Here is a 12,295-nt window from a genome sequence, read left to right as displayed (position 1 = left end):
CGGCCGCGAGCGCCGCGCGCACGACCGGCCCGGTGCGGCGGCGTTCGGCGGACGGCAGGCTCGCCGGCGCGGGCAGCACGGTCTGCGAGGCGACTCGTGCGGCACGCTGCGCCAGCACGTCGGCGGCATGAGGCCAGTCGGCGAGTCCCGGCCCGATCATGCCGACGCCTTCGATATAAGCAAGCAATGGAGTCATGCCGAGCCCGCTCCCTTGCGCCCGAACACGAGACTGCAGTTCGTCCCGCCGAAGCCGAACGAGTTGGAGAGCACCGCGCGCAACGGTGCGCCGCGCGTTTCGAGCACGTAATCGAGACCGAGCGCGGGGTCCGGCTCGCTCGTGGTGGCGCCCGCCGGAATCATCTGGTGCCGCAAGGCGAGCGCCGCGATCACCGCTTCGAGCGCGCCCGCCGCGCCGAGCGTGTGACCCGTCGCGCCCTTGGTCGAGCTGCACGGCACGCGGTAAAAGAGGCTCGTGAGCGCGCGGCTTTCGGCGGCGTCGTTGCTGGGCGTCGCGGTGCCGTGGAGGTTCACGTAGCCGATATCGCCTGCATCGAGGCCGGCGCTCGCGAGCGCCTGTTCCATCGCCATGCGCGCGCCCAGTCCTTCGGGATGCGGCGACGACATGTGATACGCATCGCTCGATTCGCCGATGCCGAGCAGGCGGATCGTGTCGTCATCGGCGTGGCCGGCCGCGTCCCGTTCGAGCAAGCCGAACGCCGCCGCCTCGCCGATGGAAATGCCGTCGCGCTTCACGTCGAACGGTTTGCACGGTCCGGGCGCGAGCAATTCGAGCGAGTTGAAGCCGTAGAGCGTCGTGAGACAGAGCGTATCGACGCCGCCGACCACGGCTGCATCGATCAGGCCGGTTTCGAGCATGCGGCGCGCCGATCCGAACACCTTCGCGCCCGACGAGCACGCCGACGACACCGACACCGCCGGTCCGCGCAGCCCGAAGTACGCGCGCACGAAGCCGGCGAGCGAGTAGGGATTGTGCGTGGTCGCGTAATTGAAGTCGGCGGGCAGCGCGCCGGTTTGCGCGTCGCGCCGCTGGTAGGCGAGCTCGGTTTCCAGAATGCCCGCCGTGCTGGTGCCCATGAATACGCCGATGCGTTGCGCGCCGTATCGTTCGATCGCTTCGCGCACGCGTTCGTCGAAGGCGTCCTGCGTCATCGCCAGTTGTGCGAGGCGGTTGTTGCGGCAGTCGAATTCGGCGAGCTCCGCACGGATCGGCGCGTCCTCGATGCCGGCGACGCGGCCCGTGAACGTGCGCAGCGCGGCGCCTTGGAAATCGCACGGGGCGAGTCCGCTGCGTGCCGCCGACAGCGCGGCAAGCGTCGCTTCGAGGCCACGGCCCGCGCAGCTCGTGGCGGTGAAATGCGTAAGCAGAAGAGGGTTCACTACGGCTTGGATTCCCAATGTGCGGCGGGTTTCGAATGGGATGAATTGTAACAAACGGGTCTTTCTGCCCGGACGCGCGTCAGCCGGCGGTCCTTGCAATCAAAAGACGATTGGCCATGTGCGTGCCGTTGCCCATCGGACAGATCGTCACATCGAAGCGCAGCTCGCCGAGCAGCGCGAGCCATTGCGCCTCGCTGCGCACCGTCAATCCGCTGGTGCGTCCCGAACGGGCGAGCTGCATGCCGAAATCGACGGCGCGATCCACGCTCGCGCGCCAGCCCGCGGCGGCATCGCTGACACGCAGCAGAAGCATGCCGCCCGAAGCGAGACTCGTGCGCACGCGGTGCAGCACGGCTTCCTGCGCGTTCGAATCGACGTAATGCAGGACATCGCACGCGACGACGACATCGGCCTGTGGAAACGGCGTCACGCGAATGTCATCGCAGAAGAAGCGAACGCGCGCCTCATTCCCTCGCAACGCGATTCGAGCCCGGTCGACGTCGCGCGGCGTCAGTTCGATGCCGTAGATCGATTGCGGCGCGGGCGGCGCGGGCCAGTTCGCGGGCCACGCCTGATCCGCGTGATCGCGATGCCACGCGCGCGCGCCGATGAGCCACGCGGCGAGCAGACCCTGACCGCTGCCGAGATCGAGGATGCGCGCGCCATCGGGAATCAGGCCGTGCGCGAGGATGTAGGCGAAGAACGGATCGTGACGCAGCTTGGCCGACGCGAAGTGCCACGCAAAGCGGCCCGCCGCGCGATACGGGCGGCTGGCGGTTTCGATGAGCGCGTTCGGCACCATGCGGGCGGGATCGAGGGAAGGGCTCGTGCAGTCTAGCCCACGATCGCCTCGCGCAAGGTCACGGTTGCGAGTCCGCGATCCGCCGCCGCACGCAAGACCGTGTCGAGCGCGGCCAGCACGACGGGCGCGCCGTTCGCGTCTTTCGCGGCGTGGCCATCGTGGACGAGCAGGATGTCGCGCGCGCCGAACCCGTCGAGCAAGCGCCGCGCGACGAGGGCCGCATCGCCCGTGCGCGTGTCGAAGCCGCGCCGCGTCCAGCTCGCGAGATGCAGCCCGAGACCGCACAGCACCGGTTCGAGAAACGGATTGCGCAATCCAGCCGGCGCGCGAAAGAAGAGCGGCCGCGTTCCCGCGATGTCGCCGAGCGTCGTTTGCGCCGTGTCGATCTCGCGCCGCATCGCGCCCGGTCCCATCAGCGAAAAGGTATGCCGATGCCGCTGGCTGTGATTCTCCACCGCGTGTCCGTGCGCGACGATCGCCTCGACGATGCGCGGATGTTCCCGCGCGCGCTCGCCGATGCAGAAAAACGTCGCGCGTGCGCGATGCGCGTCGAGCAGATCGAGCACGCGCGGCGTGACCTCGGGATCGGGTCCATCGTCGATAGTGATCGCGATGCATGCGCCCGCCGATTCCGGCAGCGTCGTCCAGTTGTGGCCGAGCAGCGCGCTGCGCGGCCAGAGTCCCGCCGCCGTCAACGCGAGGTGCGACGCGATCACGCCGCCTGCCGCCCACGGCCACGTCGCGGGCGCTGCGGCGAGCGCCGCGAGCGCGCCAGCGTGCACGGCGGCCGCCCCGCCGATCAAAGGCGTCGGGGTCCAGCGGCGCGGCTGGCCGGGCGGGTTCATCGCGAGAATCCGGAACGCGGCGCGAGGATCGCCGAGAACAGGAGCGCGAGGATCGCGCCGGGGCCGACCGTCAGGCCGAAAGTCTTGAGCATCGGCACACTGGACAGCGCGAGCAGCCCGAAGCCGAGCACGGTCGCGAGATTCGCGATCACGAGCGACACGAGCGTCTGCGGGGAAATCGCGTCGCGGCCCGCGTGCGCGCGATAGTTGAAGAAGAGCGCGTAGTTCGAGCCGACCGCGACGATCAGCAGCATGCCGATCAGATGCAGGATCGTCAGCGACTTTCCCGCGAGCGCGAGTCCCGCGATCACGACGATCACCGCCGCGACGAGCGGCGCCAGCGTGCGCGCCGCGCGCACCGGCGAACGCAGCGCGAGCACGAGCAGCACGACGATCGCGGCGAATCCGCCGAGCGAGAGGCGAATATCCTCGCGCACGTAGTTCTGATAAAGGCGGTCCGCTTCGGCTTTCATATCGACGAAAAGCGCGTCCGGCACCTGCGATGCCGCCACCGCCGCGCGAATTGTCTGCGCCTGCAATTCCGGGCCTTCGGCCGCGCGCAAGGGCAGCATCGCGGTCCAGCGGCCGTCGCGTTCGGTGAGAAGCGAATCGACTGCGAGCGCCATCGACGTGCCTTGCAGATCGGCGCGGCGCAGGGGCGGTTGCGCGCGGACCGCTTCGACATCGGCGATGAACGGCTCGAAGACCTCGGGCTTCACGCGGATCGTCTGGTCGCGCAGCGCGGCTGCGAGGCGCGTGCGCAGATCCGCGGCCGAAGGCAGGCTCGCGATCCGCGCGCGTTGCGCGGCGTCGCTCGGCAGATAGCGCGCCGGACTTTCATAGCCGGCGATGACGTGCGCATCGACCAGAGGCTGAAGTTGATGCGCGACCGCTTCCGCCCGCTCGAGCGCCGCCTGCTCGTTCGCCGCCGACACCACGACGAGATAGCGCACGTCCGGCGCGCCGACATCGGCGCGCAGACGTTCATCGAGGTCCTGGCTCGCTTTCGGAACGGGGCTCAGCGCGGACAGCTCCTGGCTCCAGAGCCCGTGTCGGTGCATGAGCAAGATGGCGACCGCCGCGAGGAGCAACACGGCGAGCGCCGCGCGCAGGCGCGACGCATGAGCGGCGAAACGCGCGAGCCGTTTGCCGAGGCGCGAGACGTCGCGAATCGCAAAGTTTTGCGGCAACGCATGCGGCAGCACGAAACGCGTGACGATGCCAGCCGTCGACAAACCGACGATGGAATACAGCCCGAGTTGCACGAGACCCGGGAAGCCGGAGAAGAGCATCGATGCGAAGCCGCAGATCGACGTCAGCACGCCGAGGCGGATCGTCGGCCAGAAGCTGGCGACCCAGTCTTTCAGCGATTCGCGCCGCTCTACCCCAGCCGACTGCACGAAGAGGTAGATCGAATAATCGACGGCCTCGCCGATCAGCGTCGTGCCGAAGCCGAGCGTGAGCCCATGCACCGTGCCGAACACGAGGCTCACGGCGGCGACGCCCGCCGCGACGCCGGAGAGCACCGGCATCAAACCGAGCAGCAGCGTGGGCACCGAGCGATACACCGCCAGCAACAGCACGACGATCAGCGCGATGCTCGCCGCCGACAGCCAGCGCACGTCGCGCATGATCGTGTCGCGCGTATCGACGGCGAACACGCCCGGTCCCGTCATCAGCAGGCGATACGGCGACGCGCCCGGCGCAGCGTGCGCAAACGCTTCGCGGATCGCGGCGATCGCGCTGGCTTGCGCATCGGTGTCGGAGCCGGCGCTCGCGGTCTGCGCGAGCAGCACGGCGCGCCGGCCGTCGCGCGATGCCCACACGCCGTCCTGCATGGCGGGCTGCGCGCCGCTGTCCAGCTGGCTGACGAGCGCGGTGACTTCGCCGGTCGGGTCGTGCGGCAGCAAGTCCTTCGTCATCATGCCGGCGGAAGAGGTCAGCAGATCGAGGCTGTCGGCGAGCGCGTCCTTCAGGCCGGCCACGCTGAAACGCTCGGGCGTCACTGCGGGGCTCAACTGATAGCGATGCTCGAAAACGAAGCGTTCGTCGCGCGCCTGTCCGACCGGCTCGCCGTTGTTGATCGCGGAAAAGCGCTTGTCCTCGCGCAGCTTCGCCGCGACGTTGCGCGAGACATCGGCGCGTCCGGTCGCGTCGCCGCCGTCGATGCCGACGAGAATCAGCCGCGAGACGAGCCCGTCGCGCAATTGCTCGACGAGCACGCGTTGCTGCTCGGTGGGCGCGCGCGGCAGGAAAGCGGAGAGATCGGCGGAAAAGTGCGTACGCGCGATGACGCCCGCGCAAACCGCGAGAAAGCACAGCCAGACGATGATCGCAGGCTGGCGCAAGGACCGCGAAACCGCGCGCATGCCGGGTTCAGTGCGCCGACGCGTCTTGCAGGCGCATCAGCGAGCGGTCGCCGTCGGCCTGTCTGATCTCGACGCGCGCGAGCGCCGCGCCGGTGCCCGCGAGCGTGATCGAGCTGACTTTCTGCTTCATGCGCGAATCGGTCGGCACGAGCGTCATCGTCCAGTCGTCGCCCTTGCCGTCGATCGACACCGTGTACGCGTTTTCCAGCGCGAACCGGTTGCCCGCAAGCGTCGCGCGAATGCTTTCGATGAACGCGCCCAATTCCGGATAGTTGCGCAGCGGAATCGTCACCTTGCGGCCGTTGCGATCGACGGTGAGCATGTCGCCGTCGACGACGAGATTCTCCGGCTTCGGGCTGGCCGTGTGTTTTTCCAGATGATCGGGCGCGACGAACACCAGTTCCCCCGACGATTCGAGCGGCTCCTGCGCGATCTTCAGATAACGCGTTTCGGTAAAATGCGCGCGCCCGGATTTTTTCGCGCCGAGCGTGTTCATCAGGCGATCGAGCGTCCAGGATGCGTCGGCGGCAACTGCCAGCGTCGACGTGACGCAAAGAACGGCGGCGGCCAGCGCCGCGTAAAAAGCTCGCATAAGCTCAGGAATCCCTCGCGACTTCCCGCAGGCGCGCACCGGCCGTGCGCGCTTGCCCCGGTTCCTGCGCGGCGTTCGTCTGCCAGAAGTCGAAATAATTGAACCAGTTGTACGGCGCCGCCCGGCAATATTTGTCGAGCAGCGCCACATAGCGCGTGAGTGCGGCATCGACGGCGGCGGCGCGCTCGCCGCGCCCGACCTTCGAAAAATCGGCGAGCGTTTCGAAGTGAATGTCGTAGCGGTTGCCGCCGAGATACAGCCCCGTCATGAAGACGACCGGACGCCGCAACACGGCCGCCATATGCAGCGGCCCGAGCGGAAACGCGGCCGGCGTGCCGAGGAACTCGCGTTCCTTCAGGGCATCGCCGGCCTGGCGCAGCGTGCGGTCCGCGAGAATGCCGACGAGCGCGCCCGCATCGAGCCGCTCGCGGACCTTGAGCATCGCATCGACCTTGCCGAGTCCGATCACGTCGTGATGCGCAGCCGGATTCACGGCGGCGAGAATCGCGTTGATCTTGCGCGCGTTTTCTTCGTACATCGTGATTGCGATGCGGATATGCGGCTGCGCCCGCCCGATCGCGCGCACCACCTCGAAGCTGCCGAGATGCGCGCCCATCAGGAACGCGCCGTGTCCGCCCGCGAGCGCGGCCTCGACATCCTCGACGCCATGCGTGCGGATATCGAACAAATCGAAGCGTTCGTTGAGCAGATAGATGCGGTCGTGGATCGTCGACGCGAACGAGAATACGTGCCGATAACCATCGCGCCAGCCCGCGTGCCGGCCGAGCGCGCGATTCAGATAAGCGCGCGATGCACGCCGCGCGCGCGGCGCGAACACCACGAAATACGCGGTGACGATCCGCAGCAACACGCGCCCGATGCGCCGCCCGAAGCGCAGCGACACCCACGTCATGAAACGCAGCAGCGCGAGGTTGCTGCGTTCCTGGCGGTCAGCCCAGTCGTCGCGGTTGCGCGGCTTGTTCACGATGCTTGCGTGTCCCGGCGGTCGTTGTCGATCATGCCGACGGCGCCGCTCGCCACCGTGCGAGCGCCGGCGCGAACCGTGAAGCGGATCGCGCCGCTCGCGGACGTTTCGTACGCAACGTCGAGCACTTCGCCCGGTTCGGCCGGGCTCAGGAATTTCGCAGATTCGATCCTGCATGCGCCGAAGCTCTTTCCGAGCGCGCAGCCGATCGCGTCGAGCGCGTGATCGAGCAGCACGACGCCGGGCACGATCGGGCGTCCGGGAAAATGCCCGGTGAGCGCGGGGTGTCCCGGCGGCACGGTAAAGGTCAGCGCCGCCTTGCGGTTGCGTTCCCGTTCGATCAGTTGCGTCAGCACTTCGCGCGGCAGCTTGCCGGTTGCGTTGCGCGGCAGCGAATCGACGAACAGCAGCGGGCGCGGCATGAACGCGGCGTCGATACGCTCGCGCAATGCGCGCTGAAGATCCGCCGACGCGAGTTCCGGGGCCACGACGAGCGCCGTCAGACGGCGCACGGCTTCGCTGTCGGCGGGGCTTTCGTCGGGCATGTAGAACACGCCGTCGATCACGCCGGGCACCGCGTTCAGCTGATGATTCAGATACGCGAGCGACGTGCGCTTGCCCGCGATGTTGATCAGATCCGCCTTGCGGCCGTGCAGCAGAAAATGCGTGCGGTCGATGAGTTCGAGCGCGTCGCCCATCGGCACGGGCACTTCGACGTGGCCGCCCGAGGCCCAGACGGTCTGCTCGCCGGCATCGTCGGCGCGCGGCGTCAAGGCGATGTCCGGAAACAGTTCCCACGCGGCGGTGCGCGCGGTGCGGCGCGTCGCGATCTGGCCGGTTTCGGTGCTGCCGTAGATTTCCATGAGCGGCGCGCCGAGGCGCACTTCGGCGTCGCGCGCGAGCTTCTCGGAAAGCGGCGCGGTCGCCGACAGCACGAGCGACGCGCGCGGCAACGCTTCCTCGTTCGCGAACAGCGCACGCAGATGAATCGGCGAGCTGACGAGCACGCGCGGTTCGGGCACCGCCGCAAGTTCGGCGCGGATATCGACGGGATAGAACGGCTGGCGGTTGCTGAACGCGAGGCCGCCGAGCAGCGCGAGCAGCACCGTCGATTCGAAACCGTACATGTGCTGCGGCGGCACGGTGCCGATGAGCGTCGCGCGCGCTTCGCCGAGCAGGCCGAGACGCGCCGCCGCCGCGCGCACGTTCTTCACGAGAAAGCCCCACGTCTTGCGATGCGGCACCGGCACGCCGGTCGAACCCGACGTGAACACGTAAGCCACGACGCGCGCGCCGTCGATGTGCGGGACAGCCGTCTCGCGCGCCGCGTCGTCGGACGGGGCGGTTTGCGGATATCGAAAGCGTGGCAGATCGATTGCGCAATCGTCGTTGTCGTGCAGGCAAAACGCGTCCGGCGCGAACGAGGCGAGCGCGCGGACCATGTCGGGCGTATGCGTCGAAGGCAGCAGGCTCGTCTTGCCCGCGACGAGCGTCGCGCACAGGCTCACCGTGAAGCGATAGCGATCCGTGCAGACGTTGAACACGTGTTGACCTTCGGGCAGTGCATCGGCGAGTGCGCGCACGTCGGCGAGAAACGCGCGCACGGTGACGGGCGCACCGTCGCGCCAGGCGATCGTCTGATCCGGCGACGAATGGAAAACGAGCGGAAAGGTCTGCATGTGCGATGAGTTCGACGACATTACTGCGCCCCGCTGCGACGCATCTGCATCGAACGGGTGTAGGCGCGAATGGCGTCCATGATGCTCGACGGCTCCATGTCCGGCAGCGCGATGCGGCGGCACGCATATTCGGCGACGAACATCAGCCCGACGAGCGGCAGCGCGAGATAGTTGGCGAACGTGGACCACGTGACGATCGATGCGCACGCGAACAGCACCGTCGACACGACCGCGGTCGCGACGAAGAAGACCGTCCACGCCGCCGTGACGCGCCGCGTATAGCGCGCGACACGGGGTTCGAGCTTGCCGTGGACCATGGTTGCGAATTGCGTGCAAAGCGGCTCGCGGCCGTGAACGAGCGTGCGGCCGAACATCCACGCGAGCGCGACATTGAAGCTCGCGTGCTCGGCCCACAAGCCCCAGCCGAAATGCGCGGTGAGCGGCGCGCGCGCCAGCCACAACCCGGTACATGCGAGCGCCCAGAGCGGCACCAGCCACGGACGCGCCGGCGAGCGCAACGCGGCGTTCAGCGCGATGAGCAGGATTGGCGCCAGGACGAGCGCGAGACCCAGCCCGTGTGCGCCCGGCGCGGAAGCGGCATGGTGCGCGGCAAGTTGATAAGCGGCGATCGCGCCCGCGACGCCCGCCGCGCGAACGAAGCCGACCGCGCTCATCGGCGCGCTCCCGCGTCGCGCGACGCACATGAAGGCCGGTTGAAAGACGCGGATCGAAGGAAAAAGGTATGCAACATGGATTGCGGCTGCGGCGCTCTTGCCAGAACGCTCGGTTAATGAACAAAAACTCGGCAGTCGCCTGCCTGACGATCATTTTCCCGCGCGGGTGCGCGACCGGTCTGTAACCGTTTGTTCGATGCTCTTACATTCGTCAGACCGGCGAATTTTACCCTACCGGCGCAGGGGCCCGCCCGGCGGCGAAACGGCTGATTTTCCTCGGAAATATCGTGCTGCTGCACGCCTTTCGGCCGGTTACCTTTCCTACTAGGCGCCCCGGAGGGCTTCGACTAGAATTTCGCCACCGCAATTATCTCGATAACAGGCGGCCGGCGGCGTGCGGAGAACCCGGGGCGTACGTCTTTCGAGCCGCCCCTGACGCGCGTTTTTGCGCGGGTCCGCACATACGATGAATGAACTGGAAAGAGAGCTGGCCGAGCTGATCGTCGCCGAACTGAATCTCGAGGATGTCGATCCCAAGGCGGTTTCGGCCGATACACGGCTGTATGAAGAAGGCTTCGGGCTCGATTCCATCGACATCCTGGAGATTGCGCTCCTGATCTCGAAGAAATACGGCTTCGAGCTGCGCTCGGATGATCCGGACAACGAGACGATCTTCGCGAGCCTCGGCGCGCTTGCGGCGCACGTCGCCGCGCATCGCACACGATAAGGCGGGCCGCGGCTTCATGCGCTGCCCGCCGCTGTCATGCAAGTGAAATCCGCCGCATCGGAACTGAACGACGCGCACGCTCGTGCGCTCGCCGGTGCGGCCGCGCAACATCGAAACGGAAACGTGCAATGCAATCGATGACGGGAGCCACGCCATGCGCGCGCTCGTGACAGGCGGCAGCGGCGCGATCGGACAAGCCATCTGCCGGACGCTGGGCGCGGCCGGGCACGAAGTCTGGATCCACGCGAACGGCGGCATCGAGCGCGCTGAAAGCTGCGCGCAAGCCATTCGCGCGGCGGGCGGCACGGCGCATGCAATCGCCTTCGACGTGACCGATCCCGACACCACCGATACCGCGATTGCGCGCATCCTCGCCGACGGCCCGGTGCAGATTCTGGTGAACAACGCGGGCATCCACGACGACGCGCCGATGCCCGGCATGTCCCGCCAGCAATGGAAACGCGTGCTCGACGTCACGCTCGACGGTTTTTTCAACGTCACGCAGCCGCTTCTGATGCCGATGATCCGCACGCGCTGGGGACGCATCGTCAATATGTCGTCGCTCTCGGGGTTGATGGGCAATCGCGGGCAGGTGAATTACGCGGCGGCCAAAGCAGGGTTGATCGGCGCGACGCGCGCGCTCGCGCAGGAGCTTGCATCGCGCGGCATCACGGTGAACGCGGTGGCGCCCGGCGTCGTCGATTCGCCGATGCTCGGCAACGCGTTTCCGCCCGAGCGCATCAGGCAACTGGTGCCGGCGCAGCGCCCGGGCACGGCGGAGGAGGTCGCGGGCATGGTCGCATATCTGGTGTCGGACGCGGCGGCTTATGTCACGGGACAGGTTTTGTCGATCAACGGCGGAATCGCGTGAATCGGATCGAAAGGAGCGCAATGAGCGAAGCGATTCAAACCTGGGATGTGGCGGTGATCGGCGGCGGACCCGCCGGTTCGACGGCGGCGACCTTGCTTGCGGACCGCGGCTATCGCGTGCGGGTGCTCGAGAAGGCGCGGCATCCGCGCTTTCATATCGGCGAATCGCTTCTGCCGGCGAATCTGCGGCTTTTCGAACGGCTCGGCGTCGCCGATGAAGTGCGCGCGATCGGCATGGTCAAGCTCGCAGCCGAGTTCGTATCGCCGCAACACGGCGACCGCATGCAACGCTTTCTCTTCGCCGATGCCTGGGACAAGTCGATGCCGAGCGCGTATCAGGTGCGCCGCTCCGAGCTCGACGAGATCCTGCTGCGCAACGCGGCGAAGCACGGCGCGCATGTGAGCGAAGGCTGCCGCGCGCGCGACGTCGTGTTCGCGCCGGATGGTTCCAGCGCGACGATCGGCGCCGAGCACGACGATGGCCGCATCGAGGAAGTGCGCGCGCGTTTCGTCGTCGATGCGTCGGGGCGCGATACGCTGCTCGCCAATCATTTCAAGACGAAGCGCCGCAACGAGCGCCACAATTCGTCGGCGCTGTACGGCCATTTCAGGAATGCCCGCCGGAACGTCGGTCAGAATGAAGGCAACATCACCGTGTTCTGGTTCGAGCACGGCTGGTTCTGGTTCATCCCGCTCGCGGACGGCGCGACGAGCATCGGCGCGGTCGTGTGGCCGGCGTATCTGAAGCGGCGTCCGAAGGGCACGTCGGTCGAAACGTTCTTCCGCGACACCATCGCGCTGTGCGCGCCGCTCGCCGAGCGGCTCGAAGACGCCGAGCTGATCAGCGAAGTCCACGCGACGGGCAACTACTCGTACACCGGCGACATGACGCACGGACGCAATTTCCTGCTGCTTGGCGACGCATTCGCGTTCATCGACCCGGTGTTCTCGTCCGGCGTGATGCTCGCGATGCAGAGCGCGTTCGCGGGCGCCGAAGCGATCGACACGGCGCTGAAAAATCCCGCCAGCGCGCGAGCCGCGCTCGCGAAGTTCGACCGCGACGTGCGCCACGGCCCGCGCGAGTTTTCGTGGTTCATCTACCGCATGACCTCGCCCACGATGCGCAATCTCTTCATGGGCCCGAGAAACCCGCTGCGCATGAAGGAAGCGCTGTTGTCGCTGCTCGCGGGCGATATTTTCGGCACGACGCCGATCTGGCATTCGCTGCGCGCCTTCAAGGGCATCTATTACGTCTCGGCCGCGCTCGACTGGCGCAATTCGCTGCGCGCTTATCGCCAGCGCCGCCGCAATCTGAGCGACGCGAAACGCGCGGAGCTTTCGGCCAATTGATCAC

General features: G+C 67.5%; 11 protein-coding genes and 1 pseudogene. 3 read left to right on the top strand and 9 right to left on the bottom strand.

All coding sequences use genetic code 11. The annotated features are described in order from the left end of the window. The 9 genes and pseudogenes from NCR38_RS22665 to NCR38_RS22625 all read right to left on the bottom strand — a co-directional run. A pseudogene (locus tag NCR38_RS22665) lies at positions 1-196 on the bottom strand (3-oxoacyl-ACP synthase); the annotation flags it as partial. After that, on the bottom strand, positions 193-1,398 hold the full coding sequence (locus NCR38_RS22660) for a beta-ketoacyl-[acyl-carrier-protein] synthase family protein (RefSeq protein ID WP_061116461.1): 1,206 nt from the start codon (positions 1,396-1,398) through the stop codon (positions 193-195). The pseudogene NCR38_RS22665 and the gene NCR38_RS22660, both read right to left, overlap by 4 nt. Before the next feature lie 79 nt (positions 1,399-1,477). Further along, positions 1,478-2,200 carry a bifunctional 2-polyprenyl-6-hydroxyphenol methylase/3-demethylubiquinol 3-O-methyltransferase UbiG gene (locus tag NCR38_RS22655; protein ID WP_061116462.1) on the bottom strand — a complete coding sequence of 241 codons (723 nt, stop codon included), beginning with the start codon at positions 2,198-2,200 and terminating at the stop codon, positions 1,478-1,480. 32 nt (positions 2,201-2,232) lie between these two features. After that, complete coding sequence (locus tag NCR38_RS22650; RefSeq protein ID WP_061116463.1) at positions 2,233-3,045, bottom strand: polysaccharide deacetylase family protein; 813 nt, start codon at positions 3,043-3,045, stop codon at positions 2,233-2,235. Beyond that, on the bottom strand, positions 3,042-5,414 hold the full coding sequence (locus NCR38_RS22645) for an MMPL family transporter (RefSeq protein WP_061116464.1): 2,373 nt from the start codon (positions 5,412-5,414) through the stop codon (positions 3,042-3,044). The genes NCR38_RS22650 and NCR38_RS22645 overlap by 4 nt, the downstream gene beginning before the upstream one ends. Before the next feature lie 7 nt (positions 5,415-5,421). Beyond that, positions 5,422-6,006, bottom strand: a complete 585-nt coding sequence (locus NCR38_RS22640; RefSeq protein ID WP_061116465.1) for an outer membrane lipoprotein carrier protein LolA — start codon at positions 6,004-6,006, stop codon at positions 5,422-5,424. Positions 6,007-6,010: 4 nt separating this feature from the next. Further along, entirely contained in the window at positions 6,011-6,919 is a 909-nt protein-coding gene (locus tag NCR38_RS22635; protein WP_061116548.1) for an acyl-CoA synthetase, read from the bottom strand. Positions 6,920-6,987: 68 nt separating this feature from the next. Further along, a complete protein-coding gene (locus NCR38_RS22630) occupies positions 6,988-8,670 on the bottom strand; it encodes an AMP-binding protein (protein ID WP_061116549.1) in 1,683 nt (560 codons plus the stop codon). Between the two features lie 20 nt (positions 8,671-8,690). Continuing rightward, positions 8,691-9,344, bottom strand: coding sequence for a hypothetical protein (locus NCR38_RS22625; RefSeq protein WP_061116550.1), 654 nt, complete (start codon positions 9,342-9,344; stop codon positions 8,691-8,693). A 466-nt stretch (positions 9,345-9,810) separates the two neighbouring features. Between NCR38_RS22625 and NCR38_RS22620 the strand changes: the two genes are divergently transcribed. The 3 genes from NCR38_RS22620 (at position 9,811) to NCR38_RS22610 (ending at position 12,291) form a co-directional block, all read left to right on the top strand. Beyond that, positions 9,811-10,071 (top strand): phosphopantetheine-binding protein, encoded by a 261-nt coding sequence (locus NCR38_RS22620; protein ID WP_061116466.1) that lies wholly within the window; start codon positions 9,811-9,813, stop codon positions 10,069-10,071. A gap of 154 nt (positions 10,072-10,225) precedes the next feature. Beyond that, a complete protein-coding gene (gene fabG, locus NCR38_RS22615; RefSeq protein WP_061116551.1) occupies positions 10,226-10,942 on the top strand; it encodes a 3-oxoacyl-ACP reductase FabG in 717 nt (238 codons plus the stop codon). 20 nt (positions 10,943-10,962) lie between these two features. Then, positions 10,963-12,291 carry an NAD(P)/FAD-dependent oxidoreductase gene (locus tag NCR38_RS22610; protein WP_061116467.1) on the top strand — a complete coding sequence of 443 codons (1,329 nt, stop codon included), beginning with the start codon at positions 10,963-10,965 and terminating at the stop codon, positions 12,289-12,291. The last annotated feature ends 4 nt before the right edge of the window (positions 12,292-12,295 follow it).

Source organism: Caballeronia sp. INML1, from assembly GCF_023631085.1.
Taxonomy (GTDB): Bacteria; Pseudomonadota; Gammaproteobacteria; order Burkholderiales; family Burkholderiaceae; genus Caballeronia; species Caballeronia turbans.
The sequence above is the reverse complement of the archived record's forward strand: the minus strand, read 5'-3'. Positions and strand labels throughout refer to the sequence as shown.